The 26890-nt window shown below is 67.7% G+C and carries 25 protein-coding genes and 1 tRNA gene; 16 read left to right on the forward strand and 10 right to left on the reverse strand.

From position 1 onward, the window contains the following. Positions 1 to 26: 26 nt before the first annotated feature. Both EG885_RS08790 and EG885_RS08795 read right to left on the reverse strand, forming a co-directional pair. Positions 27 to 797, reverse strand: coding sequence for a hydroxypyruvate isomerase family protein (locus EG885_RS08790; RefSeq protein ID WP_131574105.1), 771 nt, complete (start codon positions 795 to 797; stop codon positions 27 to 29). Beyond that, positions 797 to 1360 (reverse strand): DUF1285 domain-containing protein, encoded by a 564-nt coding sequence (locus EG885_RS08795; RefSeq protein ID WP_131574106.1) that lies wholly within the window; start codon positions 1358 to 1360, stop codon positions 797 to 799. The genes EG885_RS08790 and EG885_RS08795 overlap by 1 nt, the downstream gene beginning before the upstream one ends. 63 nt (positions 1361 to 1423) lie before the next feature. Between EG885_RS08795 and EG885_RS08800 the strand changes: the two genes are divergently transcribed. The 8 genes from EG885_RS08800 to lpxB all read left to right on the forward strand — a co-directional run bounded on the left by EG885_RS08800 (position 1424) and on the right by lpxB (position 11714). Next, entirely contained in the window at positions 1424 to 2431 is a 1008-nt protein-coding gene (locus tag EG885_RS08800) for an AAA family ATPase (protein WP_131574107.1), read from the forward strand. After that, complete coding sequence (locus EG885_RS08805; RefSeq protein ID WP_242679572.1) at positions 2428 to 3432, forward strand: DUF58 domain-containing protein; 1005 nt, start codon at positions 2428 to 2430, stop codon at positions 3430 to 3432. The genes EG885_RS08800 and EG885_RS08805 overlap by 4 nt, the downstream gene beginning before the upstream one ends. Then, positions 3432 to 6233, forward strand: coding sequence for a DUF4159 domain-containing protein (locus EG885_RS08810; protein ID WP_131574108.1), 2802 nt, complete (start codon positions 3432 to 3434; stop codon positions 6231 to 6233). The genes EG885_RS08805 and EG885_RS08810 overlap by 1 nt, the downstream gene beginning before the upstream one ends. Continuing rightward, the gene (locus tag EG885_RS08815; RefSeq protein WP_242679573.1) at positions 6230 to 8323 is read left to right on the forward strand and encodes a hypothetical protein; all 2094 of its coding nucleotides are present in this window, start codon (positions 6230 to 6232) and stop codon (positions 8321 to 8323) included. Before EG885_RS08810 ends, EG885_RS08815 begins: the two co-directional genes overlap by 4 nt. A gap of 73 nt (positions 8324 to 8396) precedes the next feature. Beyond that, positions 8397 to 8873 (forward strand): 3-hydroxyacyl-ACP dehydratase FabZ, encoded by a 477-nt coding sequence (gene fabZ, locus EG885_RS08820; RefSeq protein WP_131574109.1) that lies wholly within the window; start codon positions 8397 to 8399, stop codon positions 8871 to 8873. Further along, positions 8866 to 9654 carry an acyl-ACP--UDP-N-acetylglucosamine O-acyltransferase gene (gene lpxA / locus EG885_RS08825; protein ID WP_131574110.1) on the forward strand — a complete coding sequence of 263 codons (789 nt, stop codon included), beginning with the start codon at positions 8866 to 8868 and terminating at the stop codon, positions 9652 to 9654. The genes fabZ and lpxA overlap by 8 nt, the downstream gene beginning before the upstream one ends. A 10-nt stretch (positions 9655 to 9664) precedes the next feature. Beyond that, positions 9665 to 10468, forward strand: coding sequence for an LpxI family protein (locus EG885_RS08830; RefSeq protein WP_131574111.1), 804 nt, complete (start codon positions 9665 to 9667; stop codon positions 10466 to 10468). Between the two features lie 82 nt (positions 10469 to 10550). Continuing rightward, on the forward strand, positions 10551 to 11714 hold the full coding sequence (gene lpxB / locus EG885_RS08835) for a lipid-A-disaccharide synthase (protein ID WP_131574112.1): 1164 nt from the start codon (positions 10551 to 10553) through the stop codon (positions 11712 to 11714). A gap of 89 nt (positions 11715 to 11803) precedes the next feature. On the opposite strand, the gene EG885_RS08840 is transcribed toward lpxB, so the two are convergent. After that, positions 11804 to 12151 (reverse strand): RidA family protein, encoded by a 348-nt coding sequence (locus EG885_RS08840; protein WP_131574113.1) that lies wholly within the window; start codon positions 12149 to 12151, stop codon positions 11804 to 11806. A 100-nt stretch (positions 12152 to 12251) separates the two neighbouring features. On the opposite strand from EG885_RS08840, the gene EG885_RS08845 reads away from it, so the two are divergent. Next, positions 12252 to 12716, forward strand: coding sequence for an MmcB family DNA repair protein (locus tag EG885_RS08845; protein WP_131574114.1), 465 nt, complete (start codon positions 12252 to 12254; stop codon positions 12714 to 12716). On the opposite strand, the gene EG885_RS08850 is transcribed toward EG885_RS08845, so the two are convergent. After that, positions 12697 to 12927, reverse strand: coding sequence for a DUF6324 family protein (locus EG885_RS08850; protein ID WP_131574115.1), 231 nt, complete (start codon positions 12925 to 12927; stop codon positions 12697 to 12699). The genes EG885_RS08845 and EG885_RS08850 overlap by 20 nt on opposite strands. A 104-nt stretch (positions 12928 to 13031) precedes the next feature. Here EG885_RS08850 and EG885_RS08855 point away from each other — a divergent pair. Further along, positions 13032 to 13108: transfer RNA gene (locus EG885_RS08855), tRNA-His, on the forward strand. 89 nt (positions 13109 to 13197) lie between these two features. Continuing rightward, positions 13198 to 14580 (forward strand): GntP family permease, encoded by a 1383-nt coding sequence (locus EG885_RS08860; RefSeq protein WP_131574116.1) that lies wholly within the window; start codon positions 13198 to 13200, stop codon positions 14578 to 14580. Between the two features lie 12 nt (positions 14581 to 14592). On the opposite strand, the gene EG885_RS08865 is transcribed toward EG885_RS08860, so the two are convergent. From EG885_RS08865 to EG885_RS08890, 6 genes are all read right to left on the reverse strand, one after another. After that, on the reverse strand, positions 14593 to 16443 hold the full coding sequence (locus EG885_RS08865; RefSeq protein ID WP_131574117.1) for an ABC transporter ATP-binding protein: 1851 nt from the start codon (positions 16441 to 16443) through the stop codon (positions 14593 to 14595). A gap of 2 nt (positions 16444 to 16445) precedes the next feature. Next, entirely contained in the window at positions 16446 to 17468 is a 1023-nt protein-coding gene (locus EG885_RS08870) for an oligopeptide/dipeptide ABC transporter ATP-binding protein (protein WP_131574118.1), read from the reverse strand. Further along, complete coding sequence (locus tag EG885_RS08875; protein ID WP_131574119.1) at positions 17465 to 18544, reverse strand: oligopeptide/dipeptide ABC transporter ATP-binding protein; 1080 nt, start codon at positions 18542 to 18544, stop codon at positions 17465 to 17467. Before EG885_RS08875 ends, EG885_RS08870 begins: the two co-directional genes overlap by 4 nt. Position 18545: 1 nt before the next feature. Continuing rightward, positions 18546 to 19472, reverse strand: coding sequence for an ABC transporter permease subunit (locus tag EG885_RS08880; protein WP_131574120.1), 927 nt, complete (start codon positions 19470 to 19472; stop codon positions 18546 to 18548). A 4-nt stretch (positions 19473 to 19476) separates the two neighbouring features. Continuing rightward, positions 19477 to 20400, reverse strand: coding sequence for an oligopeptide ABC transporter permease OppB (gene oppB / locus EG885_RS08885; protein WP_131574121.1), 924 nt, complete (start codon positions 20398 to 20400; stop codon positions 19477 to 19479). An 88-nt stretch (positions 20401 to 20488) separates the two neighbouring features. Next, positions 20489 to 22090 (reverse strand): peptide ABC transporter substrate-binding protein, encoded by a 1602-nt coding sequence (locus tag EG885_RS08890; protein ID WP_131574122.1) that lies wholly within the window; start codon positions 22088 to 22090, stop codon positions 20489 to 20491. 130 nt (positions 22091 to 22220) lie between these two features. On the opposite strand from EG885_RS08890, the gene cobU reads away from it, so the two are divergent. The 5 genes from cobU to EG885_RS08915 all read left to right on the forward strand — a co-directional run. Then, positions 22221 to 22751, forward strand: a complete 531-nt coding sequence (cobU, locus tag EG885_RS08895; protein WP_131574123.1) for a bifunctional adenosylcobinamide kinase/adenosylcobinamide-phosphate guanylyltransferase — start codon at positions 22221 to 22223, stop codon at positions 22749 to 22751. Beyond that, positions 22738 to 23691: a nicotinate-nucleotide--dimethylbenzimidazole phosphoribosyltransferase gene (gene cobT / locus EG885_RS08900; RefSeq protein WP_131574124.1), complete on the forward strand. Its 954-nt coding sequence runs from the start codon at positions 22738 to 22740 to the stop codon at positions 23689 to 23691. The genes cobU and cobT overlap by 14 nt, the downstream gene beginning before the upstream one ends. Beyond that, positions 23684 to 24406, forward strand: a complete 723-nt coding sequence (locus EG885_RS08905) for an adenosylcobinamide-GDP ribazoletransferase (protein ID WP_242679574.1) — start codon at positions 23684 to 23686, stop codon at positions 24404 to 24406. Before cobT ends, EG885_RS08905 begins: the two co-directional genes overlap by 8 nt. A 136-nt stretch (positions 24407 to 24542) precedes the next feature. Continuing rightward, entirely contained in the window at positions 24543 to 25175 is a 633-nt protein-coding gene (locus EG885_RS08910) for a TRAP transporter small permease subunit (RefSeq protein WP_131574126.1), read from the forward strand. After that, positions 25172 to 26890 (forward strand): TRAP transporter large permease (locus EG885_RS08915; protein WP_131574127.1); only part of this gene is annotated, 1719 nt, incomplete at its 3' end. The genes EG885_RS08910 and EG885_RS08915, both read left to right, overlap by 4 nt.

The following is a 26890-nucleotide window of genomic DNA, read 5'->3' on the forward strand; positions in this document are numbered from 1 at the left end:
CCCTGAACTGAACGGAAAAAGCAGGTTCAGCCCCGCGCGGCCAAGGCCTGACGCAGCCATCCCAGCCCCTTCAGGCTGGTCCGCTGCGGGTTGTATTCACATCCGACCCAGCCCCGATAGCCCCACTCGTCCAGCTCGGCGAAGAAGGCGGGATAATCGATCATGCCGATATCGGGTTCATGGCGTCCCGGGCAGCCCGCGATCTGGATATGGCGCACCAGCGGCGCCACCTTGCGCCAGCAGGTCATCAGATCGCCGGTGATCATCTGCGCATGATAGGCGTCCAGCTGCAGCCCCAGATTGGGGGCGGCGACATTGTCGATGATGTCGATGGCGGTGCGATAGTCGGTCAGGAAATAATCGTGGGTGTCGGTGCGGTTTCTCGGCTCGATCGTCAGGCTGGCATGGGGGGCGCGATGCGCGGCCCAGCCCAGATTTTCGACAAAGGTGTCATGCGCGTCCTGACCCTGCGCCCGCCCGCAGACGATATGGATATGGGTGGCGCGCAACACTTGTGCCACACGCAGGCTGCGTTCGAAATCGCGACGGAACCGATCCTGCAATCCCGGCACGGCGGCAAAACCGCGCGGGCCGCCCGCCCAGTTCGGCGGTGGCGCATTGATCAGCACGATATCCAGCCCGGCAGCGGTGGCGGCGCGATACAGTTCGGGGGCGGCGATGTCATAGGGATACAGGATCTCGACCCCGTCGAATCCGGCTTCGGCAGCGGCGGCAAAGCGGTCGAGGATCGGCAGCTCGGTGAACAGCATCGTCAGGTTGGCGGCAAAGCGCGGCATCACGGCTCCAATGCGAAGAATTGCCCGCCCGCGCGGACGCCCGCCCGGCCATCCGGGCCCGGTTCGGCAGCGGCGGCCAGCCGGTAAAAGGTCTTGCGGTCGATCAGCGCCTCCAGCCCGGCGCGGACATGCACATAGGGGCGGGGCGCTTGCGACGTGCCGCGCAGGATCAGCGCGTGATCCGGGCCCACCGCGACCTGATCGCCGACATTGGTGGTCAGGGTGATCCGTCCGGGCTGGTCGGCCCGGTCGGGCACGATTTCGGCATCAATGGCCAGAAACGGCGCATCCTCGACCCGGATGCCCAGTTTTTCGACCGGAGAGACCAGAAAATACCGCTCTCCCTCGCGTTTCAGGATGGATGCGAACAGCCTCACCATGGCGGGGCGGGTGATGGGCGATCCGTCATGGACCCAGGTGCCGTCGGCGCGGATCAGCAGGTCCATTTCCCCGCAATAGGCGGGATTCCACAGGTGAACGGGCGGCGGACCGCCTTTGGACGCCTTGCCGATGACCTGTTCCAGCCCCTCGGCGCTCACGCTTTTGTCACTGTTTTCCGCCATTCGATCTGGTCGCCTCCGGCCCGACTGCCTATGCTCTGCTTAAAGCAGCGGAAGGGCAATGTCATGAGCACGGACGAAATTCTGGTGCAAGAGGTTAAGGCCCTTGCCGCGCGCCTGTCGGATGCCCGGCTCAGCACGGAACGTCGCTTTGTCGGTCAGCATGATGTGGTCGAACAGGTGCTGGCGGCGATCCTTGCGGGTGGGCATGCGCTGTTGATCGGGCAACCGGGTCTGGGCAAGACGATGCTGGTCGACACCTTGTCCACCGTTCTGGGTCTGGACAGCCAGCGCATCCAGTTCACCCCCGATCTGATGCCCGCCGACATTCTGGGCTCCGAGGTTCTGGACGCGCTGCCCGATGGCAGCCGGGCGTTTCGCTTTATCGAGGGTCCGGTCTTTACCCAGCTGCTGATGGCGGATGAGATCAACCGCGCCAGCCCCCGCACCCAATCGGCCCTGCTGCAGGCCATGCAGGAACGTGAGGTCACGATCAGCGGCCAACACCGGCCCCTTGGCCGTCCGTTCCACGTTCTGGCCACCCAGAACCCGATCGAACAAGAGGGCACCTATCCGCTGCCCGAGGCGCAGCTGGACCGGTTCCTGTTGCAGATCGACGTCGATTACCCCGATCGCGACACCGAACGCGCGATCCTGCTGGCCACCACCGGTCTGGACGAGGGCGCCCCCCACGCGGCCTTCACCCCGGCCGAGTTGATCGCCGCGCAGCGCCTGATCCGCCAGATGCCGGTGGGCGAGGCGGTGGTCGAGGCCATTCTGGATCTGGTGCGCGCCGCAAGGCCGGGCGCGCCCGAGGCCGAGCCGTTCGTATCGGACGCGCTGCTTTGGGGTCCGGGGCCGCGCGCGGCGCAGGCGCTGATGCTGGTCAGCCGGGCGCGGGCGGTGCTGAACGGGCGCTATGCCCCGACGCTGGATGATGTGGCCGCGATGGCGCCGCCGGTCCTGCGGCACCGCATGGCGCTGTCCTTTGCGGCGCGTGCGCGGGGCGAGACCGTCGATGCCATCATCGCGCGCTTGCTGGATGCCCGGACCCTGGGCCGTCACGCCGCATGAGCCTGCCGCCCGCCGATCAGGCCGCCCATGCGCGGCGCGCCATGGACCTGCGGGGCCGGGCCGAGGCCGCATCCGGCCATCTGCCCGGCCTGATCCTGTCGGCGGAACGGCTGGCCGCGATGGTCGCGCCGGGCGCGCATGGGCTGCGCCGGGCCGGACCGGGCGAGGATTTCTGGCAATACCGCCCCGCCAGCACGGGCGATGCCGCACGCAGCATCGACTGGCGCCGATCAGGCCGCTCGGATGCGCAATTCGTGCGCGACCGAGAGGCGCAGACGGCGCAGGCCGCCGCCATCTGGCTGTCGCGCGGGCAGGGCATGGCCTTTGCCGGCGGCCCTGACCGCCCGACCAAGGCCGCGCGGGGTCAGGTTCTGGCGCTGGCCACGGGCATGCTGATGCTGCGGGCGGGCGAAAAGGTGGGCCTTCTGGGCCAGCCCGCCCGCGCGGGTCGCCTGCAGGCCGACCGTCTGGCCGAGGCTTTGGCGCATCCCGGTTCCGGGACGTCCGCTGCCGCCCCCGAGGATGACGCGGCTTTGCCCGGTGCCTTGCGTCCGAACCAGCGGGTGATCGTGATCTCGGATTTCCTGAGCGATCCGGCTTGGGTCGGCGCACTGCTGGCGCAGGCGGCGGGGCTGGGGGTGACCGGGCTGCTGGTCCAGATCCTCGACCCCGACGAGGCGCATTTCCCCTATGACGGCGCGGTCGAGTTCCGCTCGGCTTCGGGAGCCCTGCGCCATGACAGCCGCGATGCGGGCGGGCTGCGCGCGGCCTATCTGGCGCGGCTGGCGGAACGTCAGGACTGGCTGGGCGCGCAGGCGCGGCAGGCGGGCTGGCAGTTCGGCACGCATCTGACCGATGCCGATCCGGCGCAGGCGCTGAACTGGATCTGGCAGGCGTTGGGGCAAGCAGGGGCGGGCCAAGGCCAGTCGGTGCAGGCCGGGTCGGTGCAGGGCGTATCGGGGCAGGGCATGGGCGCGACCACCGGTCAGGGGGCTGTCTGATGCTGCTGCTGGGGCCCTTGGGATTTGCGGCGCCGTGGCTGCTGGCCGCGCTGATCGCGCTGCCGGTCCTGTGGGTCATCCTGCGCGCCATGCCGCCTGCGCCCAAGCGCATCGTCTTTCCCGGCATCGCCCTGCTGGCCGGTCTGGCGGACCGAGCGCCGCTGGCCAGCCGCACGCCCTGGTGGCTGCTGCTGATCCGGCTGGCGGCGGTCGCGGCGCTGATCCTGGCCTTTGCCGGGCCGGTCTGGCGGCCGGTGGTGCAGGCCCCGGCGGATGGCCCGCTGCTGGTCGTCATGGATGGGGGCTATGGCACAGCCCTCGACTGGCCCGCCCGTCAGGCCCGCGCCGAACGCGCCCTGACCGAGGCCGCAGCCGCAGGTCGCCCGACCGCGCTGGTCATGGCCAATGGCCGCGACGGGCAGGGGCCGCTGGTCTTTCAGCCCGCCGACACATGGCTGGCGGGGCTGCGGGGCGCCCGGCCCGCGCCGTGGTCCTCGCGTCTGCCCGATGATCCGCAGGCGGCGCTGGCCGCGCTGCCCGACGGTTCCCTGTCCACCCTGTGGATCGCGGATGGCACCGATCACCCCAACCGCGCGGCATGGCTGTCGGCGCTGGCGGATCGCGGCGCGGTCACCGTCGTGCCCCCCGCCCGTCCCCTGCGCACCCTGTCGCTGGCCGAGGGCGAGACGCCCTCCCTCAGCCTGATCTCGACCGATGAGGCCGCGCCGGGGATCGAGGCGATCGGCCCCGACCCGCAGGGGATCGAACGCGCGCTGGCCAGCCTGACCCCCGGCGATCCGGTGGCGCAGGACGGCACGATCCTGCGCCCCGTCGCCATCGACCTGCCGCCCGAATTGCGCAACCGCATCACCCGGTTCCAGATCGCGGGCGAAGGCCATGCCGGCGCCGTGGTGCTGGCCGATGACCGCACCCGCCGCCGCAAGGTGGCGCTGGTGGGCGAGGCGGCCGATCAGGCCGAGGGGCAGCAATTGCTGGCCCAGACCCATTATCTTCGGCAGGCGCTGGCCCCATCCGCCGATCTGGTCGAGGGGACGCTTGGCGATGTGCTGGACGCTGCCCCCGACGTGATCATTCTGGTCGATCAGGTCCAGCTGGCCGAGATCGGCGATCTGGGGCTGTGGGTCGATCAGGGCGGGCTGCTGATCCGCTTTGCCGGGCCGCGCATGGCCGGATCAGACCGGCTGCTGGACGAGCCGTTGCTGCCCGTGGCCCTGCGACAGGGCGGGCGCGATATCGGCGGCGCGCTGTCCTGGGGCGATCCGCGCGGCCTTGCGCCCTTTGCGGCGGACGGTCCCTTTGCCGGGCTGGAACTGCCCGGCGATGTCGAGGTGCGCGCCCAGCTGATGGCCCAGCCCGGTCCCGATCTGGCGGGCAGGACGCTGGCCGCGCTGACCGACAACACGCCGCTGATCACCCGCGACCGCTTGGGTCAGGGGCAGGTGGTTCTGGTCCATGTGACCGCCAATGCCGAATGGTCGAACCTGCCGCTGTCGGGTCTGTTCGTGCAGATGATGGAGCGTCTGGTCGCGACCGCCCGGCTGACGCCCACCGAACAGGCCTCGGACGATCGCCAGCAGCCGTTCTGGACGCCGGAAACCCTGCTGGACGGCTTTGGTCGCACCGCCCCGGCCGAGGGGCTGTCGCCCGTCGCCGCCGCCGATCTGGCGCAAGGGCCGGGACCGGACCGCCCGGCAGGCATCTATGCCGCAGGCGAGCGTCGTCAGGCCCTGAACGCGGGCGGTCCCTTTGCGCGGGCCACATGGCCCGGCGCCACCGTCGAGGCCGTGGGCGCCACCACGGGCCGCGATCTGATGGGGGCGCTGCTGGCGGCGGCGGCGCTGCTGCTGGCGGTGGATGCGCTGGCCTCGGCATGGTTGGCGCGCGGTCGCGGTCGCGGTCAGGGTCAGGGGCGGCGCACAGGCGCGCGCGCCACGACGACCACGCTGGTGGCGCTGGCGATGCTGCCCGCGCTGCTGGCGACGACCCCGCGCGCGCAGGCGCAGGATCTGGACCCCGACCTGATGCGCGCCGCCAGCGAGGTCGCGCTGGCCTATGTCATGACCGGCGATGCCGAGATCGACGGCGCGTCCGAACAGGGGCTGGCGGGGCTGTCGATGGCCCTGCGGGCGCGCACCTCGGTCGAACCGGGCGCGCCGATCGGCATCGACCCCGACACCGACGATCTGTCGCTGCTGACGTTTCTGTACTGGCCCGTCACCGACGGCCAGCCCGCCCCCGGCCCGCAGGCCTATCTGCGGCTGAACGCCTTTCTGCGCTCGGGCGGGATGATCCTGTTCGACACGCGCGACGGCGATATCGCGGGCATGGGCGGGCCGGACATGTCGGATGCGCTGCGCCGTCTGGCGGCACCCTTGGACATTCCGCCGCTGGCCCCGGTGCCCGACGATCACGTCCTGACCCGCGCCTTTTACCTGCTGGGCGATTTTCCGGGCCGCTGGCAGGGCAATCCCGTCTGGCTGGAAGCGCCGCCGGTCGGCGCGCAGTCCGATGCGGGCATGCCCTTTCGCCAGCTGAACGACGGCGTCAGCCCGGTGATCATCGGCGGCAACAGCTGGGCCGAGGCCTGGGCCGTGGACGAGGCGGGCTATCCCATCTTTCCGATCGGGCAGGGCTGGACCGGCGAACAGCAGCGCGAGATGGCTGTCCGCTTTGGCATCAACCTGATCATGTATGTGCTGACCGGGAACTATAAATCCGATCAGGTCCATGTGCCTGCCCTGCTGGACCGCCTGCGGACCGAGGAGTTTCTGGCCCCATGACCGCGACCCTGACCCAGCTGCGTTTCGACCCGGCCCTGCCTTGGTGGGCGATCATCGCTTTGGCCGTTCTGGCGGGCCTTGTCGGCGCGTTCGCGCTGTGGCGGGGCCTGCGGGGCTGGGCATGGCGCGGGCTGGCGGGGCTGGCCGCCGCCCTGGCGCTGGCCGGTCCGGCGCTGGAACTGGGCACCCGGGCAGGGCTGTCCGATATCGTGATCCTGCTGGAGGATCGCTCCTCCAGTCAGGATCTGCCGGGGCGGGCGGCGCAAATGGATGCCGCCGCCGCCGACCTGTCCGCCCAGATCGCCGCGCTGCCCGGCACCGATCTGCGCCGCGTGACGGTGGGCGATGACGATGACGGCACGTTGCTGGGCACCGCTCTGTCGCGCGCCGTGGCGGCGGAACCCGAGGCGCGGCTGGCGGGCGTCATCGCGCTGACCGACGGGCGCCTGCATGATGCGCCGATGCTGCCCCAGGGCCTGCCCGCACCGGTCCATGTGCTGCTGACCGGCCAGCCCGACGATTGGGACCGCCGCCTTGTCATCGAGGAGGACCCCGCCTTCGGTCTGATCGACCAGGAGGTCACCATCCGCCTGCGGATCGAGGATCAGGGCGCCGTACCCCCGGATCAGCAGACCGGCAGCGTGAACCTGAGCCTGTCGGTGGACGGAGAGGATGCGCAGACCGTCGCCGTGCCCCTGAACACCAGCCTGTCGCTGCCGGTGACGCCGCGCCATGCGGGCCAGAATGTCGTGCAGATCGAACTGGACGATGCCCCCGGAGAGCTGACCGACCGCAACAATGCCGCCGCTGTCAGCATCAACGGCGTGCGCGACCGGCTGCGCGTCCTGCTGGTGTCGGGCGAACCGCATGCGGGCGAACGCACTTGGCGCAACCTGCTGAAATCGGATGCGGGCGTCGATCTGATTCATTTTACCATCCTGCGCCCGCCCGACAAGTTCGACGGCGTGCCGGTGAACGAATTGTCGCTGATCGCCTTTCCCACGCAGGAACTGTTTCTGGAACGGATCGACGATTTCGACCTGATCATCTTTGATCGCTATAGCGTGCGGGGCATCCTGCCGCCCGACTATTATCTGAATATCGCCCGCTATGTCGAAGAGGGCGGCGCCATCCTGGTCTCGGCCGGGCCCGAGATGGCCTCGGTCGAAAGCCTGAATCTGTCGCCTCTGGGCCGCATTCTGCCCGCGCGTCCCACCGGACGGGTGATCGAGGAACCTTACCTGCCGCGCCTGACGCCCGAGGGGCAGCGCCATCCGGTGACTGCCGGGCTGGCCGGTGACGACCCCGAGGCGCCCGATTGGGGCCGCTGGCTGCGCATGTCCGAGGTCACGCCCGAACCCGGTGCTCAGGTCGCCATGACCGGCGCCGAGGACAGCCCGCTGCTGATCCTCGATCGTGTGGGAGAGGGGCGGGTGGCGCTGCTGACCAGCGATCAGGTCTGGCTATGGGGGCGCGGCTTCGAGGGGGGTGGTCCGCAGCTGGAGCTGCTGCGCCGCATCGCCCATTGGTCGATGAAGGAACCGGAGCTGGAGGAAGAGGCGCTGCTGGCCGAGATCCGCGACGGGCTGAGCGTTTCCCTGACGCGGCGCACCATGGCCGACGACGCCGGACCGTTGCAGATCACCGGTCCCGACGGCACGGTGACCGAATTGCCGCTGGTCGCGGACGGTCCGGGCCGCTTCGTGGCCGACTGGACCGCGCCGGAACCCGGCCTTTACCGGCTGGCCGATGGCGACATCACCCGCGTGCTGGCCCTTGGCCCCGCAGCGCCCCGCGAATTCGAGGAGACGGTGGCCGATGCCCCCCTGCTGGCGCCGCTGACGGACACCACGGGCGGCGCGGTCCTGCGCCTTTCGGATGGCGTGCCCGACATCCGTCAGACCCGGACGGGACGCGCGGCCAGCGGATCGGGGCTTGGTGGCGACTGGATCGGCATCACGCCGCGCGATGCCGCACAGGTGACCGGGCTGGACCGGCGGCCCCTGCTGCCGGGCTGGGCATGGCTTTTGCTGATATCCGGCCTGATCCTGACCGGCTGGCTGGCCGAGGGACGCAGGCGCCCCGCCTGAGCGCGCCCGCCGATACGCTTGCCAACCGTTCCCCCGGTTGGTAACCCCATGAAAACCGCCCGAAGGAACGACAATGGCTGACGAAACGCGCAATCCCGCCCCCCATACCGAGGCCGATCTGGCGCTGATCAAACGGATCATCCCGCATCGCTATCCGTTCCTGTTCATCGACAAGGTGCGCGATATCGTGCCCTTTGAAAGCGCCGTGGGCATCAAGAACGTCACCGCCAACGAACCGCATTTTCAGGGCCATTTTCCCGACCATCCGATCATGCCCGGCGTGACCATCATCGAGGCGATGGCCCAGACCGCCGCCGTCGTGGTGGGCATCAGCATGAACGTCATCGATCAGGACATGCAGACCTATTTCATGGGCATCGACAAGTGCAAGTTCCGCCGCATGGTCGTTCCGGGCGACGTGCTGGAACTGCATTGCCGGGCCATTCGCGGCGGCGGCAAGATCTGGAAATTCGAAGGCCGTGCGATGGTCGACGGCCAGATGTGCGCCTCGGCCGAATTCACGGCCATGATGGCGCGCAAGGATGGCTGAGGGCCGCATCCACCCCTCGGCCGTGATCGAACCGGGCGCGCAGATCGGCGCCGGGGTCGAGATCGGTCCGTTTTCGGTCGTCGGACCCCGTGTCCGGCTGGCGGATGGGGTGGTGCTGAAATCGCATGTCGTCGTCACCGGCGACACCGAGGTGGGCGAGGGGACGGTGATCTTTCCCTTTGCCTCGATCGGCGAGGTGCCGCAGGATCTGAAGTTCAAGGGCGAGGATGTGCGCCTGCGCATCGGCGCCCGCAACCGCATCCGTGAATATGTGACGATGAACCCCGGCACGGCGGGCGGCGGCGGTGAAACCGTCGTGGGCGATGACGGGCTGTTCATGGCCTCCAGCCATGTGGGCCATGATTGCCGGATCGGCGACCGGGTCATTCTGGCCAACAGCGTCGCCATCGCCGGGCATTGCCATCTGGAAGATGACGTGATCGTCGGCGGGCTGTCGGGCGTGCATCAGTGGGTGCGCATCGGACGCGGCGCGATGATCGGTGCGGTGACGATGGTGACCGCCGATGTGATCCCCTATGGCATGGTGCAGGGGCCTCGCGGCCATCTGGACGGGCTGAACATCGTGGGCCTGCGCCGCCGTGGCGCCAGCCGGGCCGAGATTGCCGCCCTGCGCGCGCTTCTGGCCGATCTGGGCGCAGGATCGTTTCGCGACACCGCCCGGGCACGCGCCGGGACGGACGCCTCGGGAATGGAACGCGACGTGCTGGATTTCATCCTCGGCCCCTCGGATCGCAGCTTTCTGGCCCCGAAATCCGAATGATCCGCATCCCATGACCCGTATTGCCATCATCGCCGGGCTGGGCGCGCTGGCCCCGGCCATTGCCGCGCGGCTGGACGATCCCGCCATCTTCGCGCTGGAGGGGTTCGCCCCCGAGGGCCTGCCTGCCACGCCCTTCCGGCTGGAGCGGCTGGTGCCGTTCATGGACGAATTGCATGCGCAGGGGATCGGGCGGGTGATCTTTGCAGGGGCCATCCGCCGCCCCCGTCTGGACCCCGAGGCCTTTGATACGCGCACCGCGCAACTGGTGCCGCGCATCCTGACGGCGATGCAGTCGGGCGATGACGCGGCGCTGCGCGTGGTCCTGGACATCTTCGAGGAAAATGATCTGAGCATCTGTTCTGTCAGTGAAATCGCGCCCGACCTGATCCCCGGCGAGGGCGTGCTGACCGGCCAGCCATCGGATGCGGACCGGCGCGATGTGGCGCGCGCCGCGCAGATTCTGGCGCAGACCGGGCCCTTGGATCTGGGGCAGGGCGTCGTCGTGGCGCAGGGCCTGTGTCTGGCGCTGGAGACCCTGCCCGGAACGCAGGCGATGCTGGATTTCGCGGCCCTGCATGGGGATCTGCGCCCCAATCCCACCGGGGCGCGTGGCGTGCTGTACAAGGCGCCGAAACCCGGACAGGATCGCCGGATCGATCTGCCCACGCTTGGCCCCGACAGCGTCGATCAGGCGGCGGCGGCAGGGCTTGCGGGCATCGCTTGGGCGGCGGGTGGCGTGATCCTGTTGCAGCGCGACGAGATGCTGCGCCGGGCGCAGGCAGCGGGGCTGTTCCTCTGGGCAGCGGCGTCCTGAACCGGGGGCTGCCCGTGAAAAAGGCTGGCCTCGGATGCGGCGCGCCCCTACCCATGACCCGACAGCAGCAAGGCGGTGCGGCATGCGTTATTATCTGATCGCGGGCGAGGCCTCGGGCGACCAGCTGGGCGCGGCTCTGATGGCCGGGCTGCGCCAGCTGGACCCGCAGGCGCAGATCATCGGCATCGGCGGCCCCGCCATGACCGGGCTGGGGCTGGACAGCCTGTTTCCGATGGACGAGCTGTCCGTCATGGGCATCTGGGAGGTTTTGCCGAAATACCGCCAGCTGAAACGCCGCATCGCCCAGACAGCCGCAGCGGTGATCGACGCGGCCCCCGATGTGCTGATCACCATCGACAGCCCCGATTTCGGCCTGCGCGTGGCCCGGCTGGTGGCCGCGCAGCGCCCCGATCTGCGCCGGGTGCATTACGTCGCGCCCTCGGTCTGGGCCTGGCGTCCGGGCCGGGCGGCCAAGATGGCGCAGGTCATCGACCATGTGCTGGCGATCCTGCCCTTTGAGCCGCCCCTGATGCAGGCGGCGGGGATGAGCTGCGATTTCGTGGGCCACCCGGTCGCCACCGCCGATGTCGCAGGCCCGGACGAGGCGCAGCTGTTCCGCAACGCGCATGGCATCGCGCCCGATGCGCCGGTGGTTCTGTGCCTGCCCGGATCGCGGCGTGGCGAGGTCGCCCGTCTTGGCCCCCGCTTTGACGAGGCGCTGATGCGGCTGCGCGACCGGGTGCCCGAGATCCGGGTCGTGCTACCCACCGTGCCGGGCGTGGCGGGACTGGTGCGCGACATGACGCGCCGCTGGCCCACCGCCCCCATCGTGATCGAAGAGGCCGAAGAGAAACGCGCCGCCTTTGCCGCCGCCGATCTGGCGCTGGCGGCATCCGGGACGGTCAGTCTGGAACTGGCGGCCAGCCGGATTCCGATGGTCATCGGCTATGACATGGCGCCGCTGTCGCGGCTGATCATCGGCGCGCTGCTGCGCACCGATACGGTGACGCTGGTCAATCTGGTCAGCGATACCCGCGCCGTGCCCGAATTTCTGGGCCGCAACTGCCAGCCCGGCCCCATCGCACAGGCCCTGCAGGACGCGCTGGAGGATCCGGCCCGCCGCGCCGCCCAGCTGGAGGCGATGGATCTGACGATGGAGCGTTTGGGCCGTGGTGGCGAGGCGCCGGGCCTGCGGGCCGCGCGCTCGGTTCTGGGCGCGATCCCGACGGGGGTGGCCCAAGGGTGATGGGCCTGCGCGTGACCGACCCGCAGGTGATGGCCACCAGGGGGTGACGGGCCTGCGGGCGGGATTGGTCCCACCCGCAGGGGTCGCGATCAGATCACGGCGGTGACGATGATCTCGACCTTGTAATCCGGGGTCGCCAGTGCCGATTCGCCGGTCGCGCGGGCGGGGGTATGGCCTTGGGGCACCCAGGCATCCCAGACCGCGTTCATCTCGGCGAATTCGGCCATGTCGGACATCCAGATCTGGGCCGAGACGATCTTCGTCTTGTCGGTTCCGGCCTTGGCCAGCAGATCGTCGATCTGGGCCAGAACGGCGCGGGTCTGATCGGCCACCGGGGTGTCCGGCTCTCCGACCTGACCGGCCAGAAAGACAAAGCCGTTGGCGATGACGGCCTGGCTCATGCGGGGGCCGGTGCCGATGCGGGTGATCTCGGTCATGTCAGTCTCCTTGGAAGGGGGTTGCGGCGGGACGCTATAGGCGGCACCGACCGGCGGCAAGACGGGTTGCGGGCGTTTTCGCTTCGTTCTAATCTGGGCCATGATCGCCGATCCCATCCCCCTGCCGCCGATGCCCGGTCAGCGCCTTGCGCGCGGCACCGCGCGGTTGCTGCGCAGCATGGATCACGCGGTGCTGACCGAATTCACCCCCGTCCGCGGCCTGCGCGTCGATCTGATCAGCCTTGGCCCCAAGGGCGAGCTGTGGGTCGTCGAATGCAAAAGCGGCCGGGCGGATTTCCGCGCCGACCGCAAATGGCAGGGTTATCTGGACTGGTGCGACCGGTATTTCTGGGCGGTGGACGGCGATTTCCCGGTCGATCTGCTGCCCGAGGAGACCGGCCTGATCCATGCCGACGCGTTTGGCGCCGCGATCACCCGCATGGCGCCGGAAATCCGGCTGGCCGGCGCCCGCCGGGTCAAGGTGCAGCGCGATTTTGCCCGCGCCGCCGCCCTGCGCCTGCAGGCCCTGTCGGACCCGCAAGCCTTTATCGCCGGGGTTTCTTAGCCTTTCCGCCCGCCCCCTTGGGGCCCTGGCCCATCGCGCGGGCAGCCTCGACGGCGGCCATCAGTTCTTCGGCGATCTCGGTCGCCTCTTCGGGGTCGAAATCCATCGGCAGATCGACCGTGTCGCCCTGCACATAGATCCGCACCATGCCCTGATCGGTCGGGCCGATCTGCAGGTTCGCGGTGATGTCGCTTTCGCTGTTGATGCCCATGGGTACTGTCCTTGTCATCGGGGAAACTTTCTGTATCCCAGACACGATTTCGCGGCAAGCGGGGCTTGCAACCCGAGGGCCACGGGGCTAAAGAACCGCCCTGTGCCGCCTTAGCTCAGTTGGTTAGAGCGCTAGATTGTGGATCTAGAGGTCACCCGTTCGAGACGGGTAGGCGGTACCATCTTTCCCCCCCTGATGCCCCGACCGTCCGGCCTTGTTCCCGCGCGCAGCGCCTGCCACTCTGGCGTCTTGTCGAGGTGAGGAGAGACCATGGGCCTGCTGGGAATATTTCTGTCGCTGATCCTGCTGATGTATCTGGCCTATCGGGGCATCACGGTGCTGATCCTGGCGCCGCTGCTGTCGCTGCTGGCGGTGGCATTGTCGGGGGGGATCCCGCTGCTGGCGACCTATACCCAAGTCTTCATGGGGTCGCTTGGCGGCTATGTCATCACCTATTTCCCGTTGTTCCTGCTGGGGGCGATCTTTGGCAAAGTGATGGCCGACAGCGGGGCTGCGCGGTCCATTGCGGAATGGATCGTGGACCGGCTTGGCGCGGGGCGCGCGGTGCTGGCGGTGGTTCTGTCCTGCGGGGTGCTGACCTATGGCGGCGTGTCGCTGTTCGTGGTGGCCTTTGCCGTCTATCCCATCGCCAATGCGCTGTTCCGCCGCGCCGACATCCCCAAGCGGCTGCTGCCCGCCGCCATCGCGCTTGGGTCTTTCACCTTCACCATGACCGCCTTTCCCGGCACCCCGGCGATCCAGAACGCCATTCCGATGCCCTTTTTCGGCACCAACGTCTTTGCCGCCCCCCTGCTGGGAACGCTGGCGGGGATCATCATGCTGGCGGGCGGCACGCTGTGGCTGAACCGCCGCGCCGCCGCCGCCGCATCCCGGTCCGAGGGGTATGGCGATCACCCCACCACCGCCGCCGACGCCAATCTGCGCGACGAGGGCGACCTGCCGCCCTTTGCGCTGGCGATCCTGCCGGTCGTATCGGTCATCGTGCTGAACGCGCTGCTGACTTGGTTCGTCTTTCCCGCGATGACTGCCGATTATCTGGCCCTGCCCGAATATGGCGAAACGGATCTGGCCGCCGTGGCGGGCATCTGGGCGATCATCGTGTCGCTGGTCCTGTCGATCTGTCTGGCCACCCTGCTGAACTGGCGCCGCTTTGCCGATCTGCGCGAAAGCGTGAATGCGGGCACGATGGGATCGCTGCTGCCGATCTTCAACACCGCCTCCGAGGTGGGATATGGCGCCGTCATCGCATCGCTGCCCGCCTTCAGCATCATCCGCGATGCGGTGCTGGGACTGTTTCCGAACAATCCGGTCGCCTCGCTTGCCGTGGCGGTCAATGTGCTGGCCGGGATCACCGGATCGGCCTCGGGGGGGATGTCCATCGCGCTGAACACGCTTGGTGAACAGTTCGCAGCCCTTGGCCGCGATCAGGGCATCAGCATGGAGCTGATGCACCGGGTCACCGCCCTGTCATCGGGCGGGTTCGACGCGCTGCCCCATAACGGTGCGGTCATCACCCTGCTGGCGATCACCGGGCTGACGCACAAGAAAAGCTATGCCGATATCTTCGTGGTGGCGGTGCTGATCCCGGTCGTGTCGCTGGTCACGGTCATCGTGCTGGGCAGCGTGATATAGGGATAGCCCGTTCTAGCGATAACCGGCGGCCTGCAATTCGAACAGCTCGCGATAGCGGCCCGGGCGCGCGACCAGATCGGCATGGCTGCCCTGATCCTGCACCCGGCCCGCCTCCAGCACGATGATGCGGTCGGCCATGCGCACCGATGAAAAGCGGTGCGAGATCAGCAGCGCCGTGCGGCCCGTGGTCAGATCGCGGAACCGCTGGAACACCTCGAATTCGGCGCGGGCATCCAGGGCTGCGGTGGGTTCGTCCAGCACCAGCAGCTGCGCATCGCGCATATAGGCGCGCGCGATGGCCAGTTTCTGCCATTCGCCGCCCGACAGATCCAGACCCCGAGCAAACCGCTTGCCGACCATCTGGTCATAGCCCTGCGGCAGCTTGGCGATCACCTCATCCGCCAGCGCCCGTTCGGCCGAGGCGATGATGCGGGGGCGGTCATGGCGTTCCTCGATCCGGCCGATGGCGATGTTTTCGGCCGCCGTCACCGCATAGCGGACGAAATCCTGAAAGATCACCCCGATCGTGCCGCGCAGCTGGTCCAGATCGTAATCGCGCAGATCGCGCCCATCCAGCGTGATCCGGCCTTCGTCGGGATCGTAAAGCCGCGCCAGCAGCTTGACGATGGTGGTCTTGCCCGCGCCATTCTCGCCCACCAGCGCCACGGTTTCGCCCGCGTTCAGATCCAGCGTCATGTGGCGGATCGCCCAGTCCTCGCGGCCCGGATAGCGGAAACCGACATTCTCGAACCGGAATCCCTGCGCGATCGGGCGCGGCACGGGCAGCGGATCGGCGGGCGAGGCGATGGCGGGCACCGCGGTGAAGAACTCGAACAGATCGTCCAGATACATGGCCTGTCCCGCCATGCCCGAAAAGCCCGCCAGCAGCCCCTCCAGCAGGCCCCGCAGGCGCAGGAAGCTGCCCGACAGGAAAGTCAGATCGCCAAGTGACAGCTGCCCCGTCAGGGTGCGCGCGATGATCCACAGAAAGGCCGCGTAATAGGCCAGCGTGCCAAGCGCCGTCAGCACCGCCATGACCGACAATTGCCGGCGCTGGATGACCCGGTTTTCGACATAGAACCGCCGCGCCAGCGTCAGATAGCGGTCGCGCAGCCAAGGCGACAGGCCAAAGATCTTGACCTCTTTTGCCGTCTCGGCGGTGGCGGCGATCATGCGCAGGTAATCGCGTTCGCGCCGGTCGGCCGCGCGGGCGTGGTTCAGCGCATAGGTGCGGGCATTGAAATGCATCTCTCCCAGCAGGGACGGGATCAGGGCCAGCGCCAGCAGCACGACCAGCCACGGATTATACAGGATCAGGCCCACCGCAAAGCTGGCCACCGTCACGCTGTCCTGCATCTGCTGCATCAGCTGGTTCAGCAGCGGGATGCGCCCCATCGTCTGGCGCCGCGCGCGGTCCAGCCGGTCCTGAAAGCCCGCATCCTCGAATGACGCCAGATCCAGCCCCGCCGCATGGTCCATCAGCCGGATCGAGATGTCGATGACCAGCTTTTCCTGCAGCAGGCTGTCCACATAGGCGACCAGCCGCCCCAGCACGTCCTGCGCGACCGCCAGCGCAAGTTCCAGCGCGACCAGCCAGATCAGTGTGTCTGCCAGCCCGCTGTCCCACCAGCCCGCCAGCGTGTCGGGTCCGCCCGATGCCGACAGCGCGACGACCCTGTCGATGATCAGCTTGCCCACCCACAGCATCGCCACGGGCATCAGCGCCCGGGCCAGCCGCAGCACGATCATCGCCAGCGTCAGCGCCGGACTGGCCCGCCAGACCATCGCCAGAAACGGCGGGATGTTCTTCAACGCCGCCCACCGGGCCGAGAAGGACGGGCCTGCGGGGGTGTCGGGGGGCATGCTCAGGCGACCTCACGCCGGCGGGCATGGGCGATTTCGGCATCCGTCAGGGGGCCGGGGAAATGGCAGGCGGTCTGATGATCCGACCCCTGCAGCACCGGCACCTGTGACGCACACAAGGCCTGAGCACGCGGACAGCGGGTGCGGAACACGCAGCCCGAGGGCGGGTTCAGGGGCGAGGGCAGATCGCCCGCCAGCGGCACGATGGTCTTGGCGGTCTCGATGGTGGGATCGGGGACCGGCACGGCGGACAGCAACGCCTGTGTATAGGGATGCTGGGGCGCAGCATAGAGAGCGTCCGAGGACGCGATCTCCATCACCTTGCCCAGATAGAGGACCATCACCCGGTCGCTGATATGTTTGACCACCGACAGATCATGCGCGATGAAGACCAGCGACAGGCCCAGATCGCGCTGCAACCGGATCAGCAGGTTGATGACCTGCGCCTGAATCGACACGTCCAGCGCGCTGACCGGCTCGTCGCAGATGATCAGCTTCGGCTCTACGATCAGGGCGCGGGCGATGCCGATGCGCTGGCATTGCCCGCCGCTGAACTCGTGCGGATAGCGGTTGATCTGGTTGGGCAGCAGCCCGACCTTGTCCATCATCGCGCGGGCGCGGTCGCGGACCTCGGCGCGCGAAAGGTCGGGGCGATGCGTGATCAGGGGTTCCGCGATGATCTGGCCCACTGTCATGCGGGGGTTCAGGCTGGCCAGCGGATCCTGGAACACCATCTGGATATCCTGACGATAGCGCATCATCTGGCGCGGGCTCATCGCCAGCAGATCCTTGCCATCCTGCCAATGCGCCTGGCCGGTGGCGGGCACCAGCCCGATCAGCGCGCGGGCCAGCGTCGATTTCCCGCAGCCGGATTCGCCGACGACGCCAAGCGTTTCGCCCGCATTCAGGGTGAAATCGACGCCCGCCACGGCCTGCAGGTGCAGGGGTCTGGCCCAGGGCATCGCGCCTTCCGGGCGGATCGGAAAGGTCACGCGCAGATCATGCACATCAAGCAGCGGGGTCATCGCTGGCCCTCCATCAGGGATCCTGCGGGGATGTCGGTCACCGCGCCCGGATGGGCGGCGGGCTGATCGTCGGCGGACTGATCGGTGGGCGGGGCGGTCGTCTGACGCGCCAGAACCTCGGCCACGGGGGCGTGACAGGCACGCGCCCGGTCCGGCGCGAAATCGGTCAGGGGCGGGTCGATGCTGTCGCAGCCCGTCCGTGCATAGGGGCAGCGCGGCTGAAAGGCGCAGCCGGGGGGCGGATTGCTCATGTTCGGGGGCTGGCCGGGGATGGCGCGCAGCTCGTCGCCCTGCTGGTCCACGCGCGGGATCGCATCCAGCAGGCCTTGGGTATAGGGATGCGTGGCTTGCGCAAAGATCGGGTGCACCGGCCCGGTTTCCCGGATGCGGCCGCCATACATGACGGCGATGCGCTCGCAAGCCCCCGCCACCACGCCCAGATCATGGGTGATCAGGATCATCGCCATGCCGAAATCGCGTTGCAGGTCCGACAGCAGCGCCATGATCTGCGCCTGGACGGTGACGTCCAGCGCGGTGGTGGGTTCATCCGCGACCAGCAGCTTGGGGCGGCACAAAAGCGCCATGGCGATCATCACGCGTTGACGCATGCCGCCGGAAAATTCGTGTGGATACAGACGGATGCGGCCTTTGGCATCGGGGATCCTGACGGCATCCAGCATCTGCACCGATTGCGCGACGGCGTCGCGTTTCGACAGGCCCTTGTGCAGGGTCAGCACCTCGGCCATCTGATCGGCCACCCGCATATAGGGGTTCAGCGAGGTCATCGGATCCTGAAAAATCATCGCGATCTGTTCGGCGCGGATGCGGTTCAGCACGCGGGCAGGCGCGTTCAGGATTTCCTGCCCGTCAAAGCGCACGCTGCCCGAGGCGCGGCCATTGCGCGCCAGCAGGCCCATGATGGCAAAGGACAGCTGCGACTTGCCGCTGCCCGATTCACCGACGATGCCCATGGTCTCGCCCGCACCAAGCGTCAGGTTCACATCGGTGACGGCGCGCACCTCGGCATCATTGGTGGCAAAGCGGACCGACAGGTCGGTCAGGGTCAGAAGGGTCATCTTATCGCTCCTTGGGGTCAAGGGCATCGCGCAGGCCATCGCCCACGAAGAAGAACCCGAACAATGTGATGACAAAGAAGAACAGCGGGAAGGCCAGCTGCCACAGCGTGCCATAGTTCATCGTGCCCGCGCCTTCGGAAATCAGCGCCCCCCACGAGGTCAGGGGTTCCTGCACGCCCAGACCCAGAAAGCTGATGAAGCTTTCGGTCAGGATCATCAGCGGCACCAGCAGCGTCGCATAGACCGCCACCACGCCCAGCAGATTGGGCACGATATGGCGGATGATGATGCGGAACGACGACACACCGGTGGCGCGCGCGGCCTCGATGAATTCTCGGTTCTTGAGGCTAAGGGTCTGACCACGAACGATTCTGGACATATCCAGCCAGCTGATCAGGCCGATGCCCAGAAACAGCATTCCCATCGACCGCCCGAACATCACCAGCAGCAGGATCAGCACGAACATATAGGGGATCGACATCAGGATATCGACCGCCCGCATCATGATCTGATCGGTGCGCCCGCCGACATAGCCCGCCGTAGCGCCGTAAAGCGTGCCGACGATGACCGCGATGCCCGCGCCCACGATGCCCACCATCAAGCTGATCTGGGTGCCTTGGACCACCCGGGCGAACAGGTCGCGGCCCAGATTGTCGGTGCCGAAATAATGTCCGTTCGCAATGGACGGCTGACCCATCTGGGCCACCTGACCCATGACGCTGAAATCCAGTTCCTCGCCCGACCATTGCGCGAAGAAACTGCCGAAGATCGCGAACAGCGTCACCAGAACAAGGATCGTCAGACCCAGCATGGCGGCCCGGTTGCGCCAGAACCGGCGGCGGGCATCGGCCCAGGGGCTGCGGCCGCGCACCTCGTCCGCGACAAGGCGGGCCGACAGGGACTGCATCTTGGTTTGATCGATGACCATGATCTTAGTACCGGATCTTGGGGTCGATCCATGCGTAAAGCACGTCGACCAGAAGGTTGAACAGGATGGTCAGCGTGCCCACCAGAATGGTGACGCCCATCATCACGGCATAATCGCGGTTCAGCGCCGAATCGACAAACGCCTTGCCGATCCCGCCGGTCGAGAAATAGATGTCGATCACCACCGATCCGGTGATCATCGACACGAAGACCGGCCCCAGATAGCTGATCACCGGCAGCATCGCCGGTTTCAGCGCATGGCGGATGATGACGCGATGTTCGGGCATGCCCTTGGCGCGCGCGGTGCGGATATGGTTCGATCCCAGCACCTCCAGCATCGACGACCGGGTGATGCGCGCGATCGAGGCCATATAGCTGGTCGCCAGTGCAATCACCGGCATGATCCAGAAGCTGGGATCGCTGAACGACCATCCTCCGCCGGGCAGAAGCCGGTACCACAGCGTAAAGACCAGCACCAACAGCGGCGCCATGACGAAATTCGGCAGCACCTGCGCGCCGATGGAAACGCCCACGGCCAGATAATCGACCCAGGTGTTGTGCCAGATCGCCGCGATGACACCCAGAGAGACGCCAAAGACCACGGCCGCCACAAAGGACAGCCCGCCATAGGTCAGCGTCACCGGAAAGCCGTTCGCGATCAGCTGGTTCACGCTGCGGTCGGGATAGACGAAGCTGGGTCCGAAATCGAAATGGATCACCACGCTGACGAGGTAGTTCCAGATCTGCAGCCACAGCGGGTCGTTCAGCCCGTATTGCGCCTCAAGATTGGCCAGCACCTGCGGGGGCAGGGCGCGTTCGCCCGTGAAGGGGCCGCCCGGTGCCAGATGCATCAGGACAAAGGAAAAGACGATCAGCAGCAGCAACGTGGGTATTGCCACCGCCAGCCGTCGCAGGATGAATGCGAACATCGCGTGGGGGCCTTCCCTGCGGGAGGATGAAAGACACAAGGGCCGGGGCGGTCAGATCCGCCCCGGCCCGATGATCAGATCGTACGCCTTATTCGGCGATGCGGTACAGATCCTTGGCATACCAGGTGTTCAGCAGGTTCTCTCGCGGCAGGCCCTTGATGACGGGGTTGATCATGTCGACCTTGGCATAGTGATAGACGAAGACGGCGGGGACTTCCTCGGCCAGAATTTCCTCGGCCCGCTGATAGAGGGGCGCGGTATCCTCGGCGGTGCGGGCCTCGGCCAGCAACTTGTCATATTCCGCATTCGACCATTTGCCGCTGTTATAGCCATCGGTGCGGAACCAGTCGAGGAAGGTCGTCGCCTCGTTGTAATCGGCGCACCATGCGTAGCGCGCAACCTCGAAATCGCCCGACTGCAGGCGGTCGGTATGGACGGCCCATTCGACGTTGTTCAGCTCGATCTGGATGCCCAGGGGGCGCCAGAACTGCTGGGCGGCGATGGCCAGCAGGCGGTGGCTGTCATCGGTGTTGTACTGCAGTTGCAGCTGCACCGGGTTGTCGGGGCCGTAGCCCGCCTCGGCCAGCAATTCGGCGGCGCGGGCCATGCGGTCTTCCATGGCCATGTCCTGCATCCCGCCCTCGGGGGCCGAAAAGCCGTCGATGGCCCAATGGGTCCAGCTGTAGGCCGGGCGCTGGCCGCCCTGCAGCACCTGATCCACGATCACCTCGCGGTTCAGGGCCAGCGCCATTGCTTCGCGCACGCGGACATCCTTCAGCGCCTCGGGGCCGTTCTCGCCGACATTCAGCACATAGGCATAGGAACAGCCCTGCGGGACCGACACGGCCTGATCCGGGAATTCCTCGGACAGGCGCGGGAACTGGCCTGCGGGGATCTGCACGCGGTCCAGCTCTCCGGCCTGATAACGGGTCAGGGCGACGTTGCTGTCATTCACGGTGACGCCGCGCACGGTCTGCATCACGACGTTCTCGGCGTCCCAATATTCCGGGTTCTTTTCAAAGACGATCTCGACCCCCAGATTGTGGCTGGCCAGCGTATAGGCGCCGTTGCCGACGACGGTGCCGGGCTGGGTCCAGGCGTTGCCATGTTCCTCGACCACGGCGCGGGGCACGGGATAGGTCGTGGCATGCGACAGGGTGTTGATGAAATAGGGCGTCGGCGTCGACAGGGTCACCTGCAGGGTGCGGTCGTCCAGCGCGGCCACGCCCAGCTGGTCCGGGGTCATCTCGCCCGCGACGATGGCGGTGGCGTTCTGGATGTTCATCAGCTCGATGTACCAGGCATATTCGGACGCGGTCTCGGGCGTCACCACGCGCTGCCACGCATAGACGAAATCATCCGCCGTGACCGGCTGGCCGTTGGACCAGTTCGCCTCGCGCAGCGTGAAGGTATAGGTCAGCCCATCCTCGCTGACCTCATGGCTTTGCGCGACGCCGGGGATCATCTGGCCCTGCGCATCCTCGTTCATCAGCCCCTCGAACAGGGACCGCAGCGCGTCCGAGCCTTCGACATCGGTGTTCAGCGCCGGGTCCAGCGACTTGATCGCGTCCAAAAGCCAATAGGTATAGGTCTGGGTCTCGGCCAGGGTCTCGCCCTCGGCGGGCTGAACGGCATAGGCGGGCAGCGCCAGCGCGGTCAGCAGGGCGGTGGTGGTGAAAAATCTGGTCATGGTGACCCCTCCAGGTTGTGGGTCGGCGTCTTGGGGCGCCGGAATGACGAAAGGTTTATTCAATCCACCGGCACCGGCAAGCGGCGTTTCCGTCTTTCCAAGCCGCGCGGCCTGTGGAAAACAAACCCGCATGGCGGGACGGGGACATATCACGCTGGTGACGGGCGGCGCGCGGTCGGGCAAGTCGGCTTTGGCCGAGCGTCTTGTTGCACGTCATGCAATGCCGCGCCTGTATCTTGCCACGGCCGAGGCCCGAGACGGCGAGATGGGCGAAAGAATTCTGCAACATCAACGCAGTCGCGGCGATGGCTGGCAGACGATCGAGACGCCCGTCGATCTTGCCGCCACCTTGCGCGCAACGGACGGGCAGGGCGTGCGGCTGGTCGATTGCCTGACCCTGTGGCTGGCCAACATGCAGGGATCGGCGGATATCGGCGCGCTGATCGTGACGTTACGTCAGCAGTCCTGTCCTGTCGTCCTTGTGACCAATGAACTGGGGCAGGGCATCGTGCCCGCCAATGCGCTGGCCCGGCGGTTCCGCGACGATCACGGGCGGATGAATCAGGCCGTGGCCGAGGTGGCCGATCAGGTCTGGATGGCCGTCAGCGGCCTGCCCCTGCGGCTGAAACCCCTGCGCGAGGATCCTGATGAGCCAGTTTGACGACAATGCCGCGCAGGGCGCGCGCGACCGGCAGGCGCAACTGACCAAACCCCCCGGCTCGCTTGGGCGGCTGGAGGAGCTGGCCGTGTTCATGGCGGGCTGGCAGGGGACCGACCGGCCCCGGATCGACCGCGCGCAGGCGCTGGTCTTTGCGGGCAATCATGGCATCTGCGCGCAGGGCATCACGCCTTTTCCGCAGGCGGTGACGGCGGGCATGGTCGCGAATTTCACCGCAGGCGGGGCGGCGATCAACCAGCTGTGCCGGGTGGCGGGCGCGGATCTGGCCGTGGTGGCGCTGGATCTGGACCGGCCCACGGCGGATTTCACTCAAGGCCCCGCGATGACCGCGCCCGAGGTGCAGGACGCCATGGCGCGGGGCGCCGATGCCGTGGACCCGCAGGCGCAGGTGCTGATCGTGGGAGAGATGGGGATCGGCAATTCCACTACCTCGGCGGCGCTGGCGGCGGCGACCTTTGGCGGTCGGGCGGGCGATTGGGTCGGCCCCGGCACCGGCGCGCAGGGCGCGATGCTGGCCGCCAAGATCCGCGTCGTCACCGAGGGGCTGGCGCGGCACGCGACCACCGGCACGCGCGACACGCTGGCGGCCTTTGGCGGGCGCGAACAGGCGGCGATCTGCGGCGCGATCGGGCGCGCGCGCGACTTGCGCATTCCGGTGATCCTCGACGGGTTCATCTGCACTGCGGCGGCGGGGGTTCTGACCCGCGACGACCCACAGGCGCTGGCCCATTGCCTGATCGGCCATGAAAGCGCCGAGCCGGGCCACCGCCGCCTGATCGCGGCGCTTGGCATGCCGCCGGTGCTGTCGCTGGACATGCGGCTTGGCGAAGGCTCGGGGGCTGCGGTGGCGCTGATGGTGCTGCGCGCGGCGCTGGAATGCCACAACGGCATGGCCACCTTTGCCGAGGCCGGAATTGGCTAGGGCGCAGCAGATCCTGCTGGCGCTGGTCTTTCTGACGCGGCTGCCGCTTGGCCGCTTTCTGCCCCCCACCATTCTGCCCCTTTCACAGGCGGCCTGGGCCTTTCCTCTGGCGGGCCTGCTGATCGGGGCGCTGGCCGGGTTGCCCTTGTGGCTGGCCGGGCCGGGGCTGCTGCCCGCGGCGCTGGCGGTGGCCGGGGCGGTCTGGCTGACCGGCGCGCTGCACGAGGATGCGCTGGCCGATTTCGCCGATGCGGGCGGCGGGCGCGACCGGGCGGCGCGGCTGGCGATCATGCGCGATTCCACCATCGGCAGCTATGGCGCGGCGGCGCTGACGCTGACCCTGCTGATCCGCGTGGCAGCGCTGGCGGCGCTTGGTCCGCTGGCGCTGATCGGGGCTGCGGCGGTGGGGCGGGTGGCGCCGGTGGTGCTGATGCGCAGTCTGCCGGCCGCGCGGGCCGATGGGCTGGGCCAAGGCGCGGGTCGCCCCTCGGGGCGGGCGGTGGCGGTGGCGGGGCTGATCGGATTGCTGGCCCTCGGCCTGACGGCGCCGGGCATCGCGGGGGCGGGTCTGGCGCTGATCCTTGTCGGCGCGGCCATTGTCGCGGTGTCGCGGCGGGCTTGCCGGCTGCTGGGCGGGCAGACCGGCGATGTGCTGGGGGCCGCGACCCTTCTGGCGGAAACCGCGGCCCTGACCGGCATGGCCCTTTGCGTGTAATGCAATCGTCCGCGACAAATCGGGAAGAACTTGACCAGCGCGTAGCCGATGCACCATACCCCCCGGTTACAGAGGAGCAGGCGTTATCGGTCAGCTGCCCGGCAAAAGGGCAGCGACTTGAGGGAGGAGAGCTATCATGGGCGGGTTTTTGGCCCTATCGCGCGGCATTGACCGCATCACGACCCTGATCGGTCGCAGCGTCGCGTGGCTGATCCTGCTGGCGGTGGTGATCAGCGCCACCAATGCGATCATCCGCAAGGTGTTCAGCATGTCCTCGAATGCCTGGCTGGAGGCGCAATGGTATCTGTTCGGCGCCGCCTTCATGCTGGCCTCGGCCTGGACGCTTCTGGACAATGAACATATCCGCATCGACGTGATCTATGGCCGCTGGTCGCGCCGCGCGCAGCACTGGATCGACGTGATCGGGACGGTGCTGTTCCTGTTGCCCTTCACCGCGATCATGCTGTGGCTGACATGGCCCGCCCTGATGGGCAGCATCCGCTCGGGCGAGGTGTCGATGAACGCGGGCGGGCTGGCCTTGTGGCCGGTGCGCGGCGTGATGGTGGCAGGCTTTGGCCTGCTGTTTGCGCAGGGCATATCCGAGCTGATCAAAAAGATCGCCATCATGCGCGGCATCATCCCCGACCCCATCGCCCATGGCGACACCCACGAGGCCGCGTTGAAAGAAGCAGCCCTGATGGTCGTCGGTCTGGAAGACGAACAAAGGGCCGCCGCGCGGTCCGCCGACGCGCCGGAGCGCCGCCCATGATCGACCTTATCGCCCATAATCTAGCGCCCATCATGTTCTTCTCGATGGTGGCGTTTCTGCTGTTTGGCTATCCCATCGCTTTTGCGCTGGCCGCCAACGGGCTGTTGTTTTTCTTCTTCGGGGTGTTCCTAACGCCCTTGTCCGATCAGGTCAATCTGGGCTGGAACCTGCTGGGCGCCCTTGGCGACCGCGTGTTCGGGGTCATGCGCAACGACACCCTGCTGGCCATTCCGTTCTTCACCCTGATGGGCATCGTTCTGGAACGGTCCCGCATGGCCGAGGAATTGCTGGACACGATCGGCCAGCTGTTCGGCCCGGTGCGCGGCGGTCTGGCCTATGCGGTGATCCTTGTCGGTGCGCTGCTGGCGGCGACGACGGGCGTCGTGGCGGCCTCGGTCATCTCGATGGGGCTGATCTCGCTGCCGATCATGATGCGGTACGGGTATGACAAGCCGCTGGCGACGGGGGTCATCGCGGCCTCGGGGACGCTGGCGCAGGTCATTCCGCCGTCGCTGGTCCTGATCGTGCTGGCCGACCAGCTGGGCCGGTCGGTGGGCGATATGTACAAGGCGGCGCTGGTGCCCGCGCTGGCGCTGACCGGCATCTATATCCTGTACGTTCTGGTCCTGTCCTTCCTGCGCCCCAAGTCCATGCCGGCCTTGCCGCTGGAGGCGCGCAGCCTGGGGTCGGGCGGCTGGTCGCTGCTGGGCGCGATCGTCGCTGCGGTGGCAGTCTATTGGCTGGCCGCGCGGGGATTTCAGGGGGCGGGCATCGCCAATGCCCCGATCTGGGCGGCCACCGTCGCGGTTGCGGTGCTGCTGCTGGCGGCGATGCTGGACCGGGTCACCGGGCTGGGCCTGCTGTCGCCGATGACGCGGCAGGTGATCATCGTGATGATCCCGCCGCTGGCGCTGGTCTTTCTGGTGCTGGGCACGATCTTTCTGGGGATCGCCACACCGACCGAAGGCGGCGCGATGGGCGCCATGGGCGCGCTGATCCTGGCCGCGATGAAGGGGCGGCTGACCTATACCGTCCTTAATCAGGCGCTGCTGTCCACGGTCAAGCTGTCGGCGTTCGTGATGTTCATCCTGATCGGCGCCACGGTGTTTTCGCTGACCTATTATTCGATCAACGGCCATATCTGGGTGCGCGATCTGCTGACCGCGCTGCCGGGCGGGCAGGTGGGCTTTCTGATCGTCGCCTGCACGATCATCTTCATCCTGGGCTTCTTTCTCGATTTCTTCGAGCTGGCCTTCGTGATCGTGCCGCTGCTGATCCCCGCCGCCAATGCGCTGGAGATCGATCTGGTCTGGTTCGGCGTCATTCTGGCGGTGACCATGCAGACCTCGTTCCTGACGCCGCCGGTGGGGTTCGCGCTGTTCTATCTGCGATCGGTCGCGCCCCGGCAGTCCTATCTGGACAAGATCACCGGCAAGCGGATGGACCCGATCACCACCATGAACATCTATCGCGGCGCGGTGCCCTTTGTCGGGCTGCAGGTGATGATGATCGCCGCCGTGATCGCCTTTCCGGCGATGGTCATGCATTACCGGGGCCCGGTCGTGGACACCTCGAACATGCGGATCGAGATACCCATGGGCGGCGGTCTGGGTGGCGGATTGGGCGGTGGCCTTGGTGGCGGCCTGAGTGGTGGTCTGGGTGGAGGCTCTGCCCCGGCGCCGGGCGCGAATGCGGGGTCGGGCAGTGGGTTCGGC

The organism is Paracoccus nototheniae (genome assembly GCF_004335005.1).
In the GTDB taxonomy this organism is placed as follows: Bacteria; Pseudomonadota; Alphaproteobacteria; order Rhodobacterales; family Rhodobacteraceae; genus Paracoccus; species Paracoccus nototheniae.

Bases quoted from the DNA above. Each gene is read 5' to 3' on its own strand.
- EG885_RS08790 (WP_131574105.1), bottom strand. From the start codon at position 797: ATGCCGCGCTTTGCCGCCAACCTGACGATGCTGTTCACCGAGCTGCCG.
- EG885_RS08860 (WP_131574116.1), top strand. From the start codon at position 13,198: ATGGGCCTGCTGGGAATATTTCTGTCGCTGATCCTGCTGATGTATCTG.
- cobU (WP_131574123.1), top strand. From the start codon at position 22,221: ATGGCGGGACGGGGACATATCACGCTGGTGACGGGCGGCGCGCGGTCG.
- EG885_RS08800 (WP_131574107.1), top strand. From the start codon at position 1,424: ATGAGCACGGACGAAATTCTGGTGCAAGAGGTTAAGGCCCTTGCCGCG.
- lpxB (WP_131574112.1), top strand. From the start codon at position 10,551: ATGCGTTATTATCTGATCGCGGGCGAGGCCTCGGGCGACCAGCTGGGC.
- EG885_RS08875 (WP_131574119.1), bottom strand. From the start codon at position 18,544: ATGACCCTTCTGACCCTGACCGACCTGTCGGTCCGCTTTGCCACCAAT.
- fabZ (WP_131574109.1), top strand. From the start codon at position 8,397: ATGGCTGACGAAACGCGCAATCCCGCCCCCCATACCGAGGCCGATCTG.
- EG885_RS08870 (WP_131574118.1), bottom strand. From the start codon at position 17,468: ATGACCCCGCTGCTTGATGTGCATGATCTGCGCGTGACCTTTCCGATC.
- EG885_RS08815 (WP_242679573.1), top strand. From the start codon at position 6,230: ATGACCGCGACCCTGACCCAGCTGCGTTTCGACCCGGCCCTGCCTTGG.
- EG885_RS08880 (WP_131574120.1), bottom strand. From the start codon at position 19,472: ATGGTCATCGATCAAACCAAGATGCAGTCCCTGTCGGCCCGCCTTGTC.
- EG885_RS08830 (WP_131574111.1), top strand. From the start codon at position 9,665: ATGACCCGTATTGCCATCATCGCCGGGCTGGGCGCGCTGGCCCCGGCC.
- EG885_RS08865 (WP_131574117.1), bottom strand. From the start codon at position 16,443: ATGCCCCCCGACACCCCCGCAGGCCCGTCCTTCTCGGCCCGGTGGGCG.
- EG885_RS08845 (WP_131574114.1), top strand. From the start codon at position 12,252: ATGATCGCCGATCCCATCCCCCTGCCGCCGATGCCCGGTCAGCGCCTT.
- EG885_RS08910 (WP_131574126.1), top strand. From the start codon at position 24,543: ATGGGCGGGTTTTTGGCCCTATCGCGCGGCATTGACCGCATCACGACC.
- cobT (WP_131574124.1), top strand. From the start codon at position 22,738: ATGAGCCAGTTTGACGACAATGCCGCGCAGGGCGCGCGCGACCGGCAG.
- EG885_RS08850 (WP_131574115.1), bottom strand. From the start codon at position 12,927: ATGGGCATCAACAGCGAAAGCGACATCACCGCGAACCTGCAGATCGGC.
- EG885_RS08890 (WP_131574122.1), bottom strand. From the start codon at position 22,090: ATGACCAGATTTTTCACCACCACCGCCCTGCTGACCGCGCTGGCGCTG.
- EG885_RS08810 (WP_131574108.1), top strand. From the start codon at position 3,432: ATGCTGCTGCTGGGGCCCTTGGGATTTGCGGCGCCGTGGCTGCTGGCC.
- EG885_RS08795 (WP_131574106.1), bottom strand. From the start codon at position 1,360: ATGGCGGAAAACAGTGACAAAAGCGTGAGCGCCGAGGGGCTGGAACAG.
- lpxA (WP_131574110.1), top strand. From the start codon at position 8,866: ATGGCTGAGGGCCGCATCCACCCCTCGGCCGTGATCGAACCGGGCGCG.
- oppB (WP_131574121.1), bottom strand. From the start codon at position 20,400: ATGTTCGCATTCATCCTGCGACGGCTGGCGGTGGCAATACCCACGTTG.
- EG885_RS08805 (WP_242679572.1), top strand. From the start codon at position 2,428: ATGAGCCTGCCGCCCGCCGATCAGGCCGCCCATGCGCGGCGCGCCATG.
- EG885_RS08840 (WP_131574113.1), bottom strand. From the start codon at position 12,151: ATGACCGAGATCACCCGCATCGGCACCGGCCCCCGCATGAGCCAGGCC.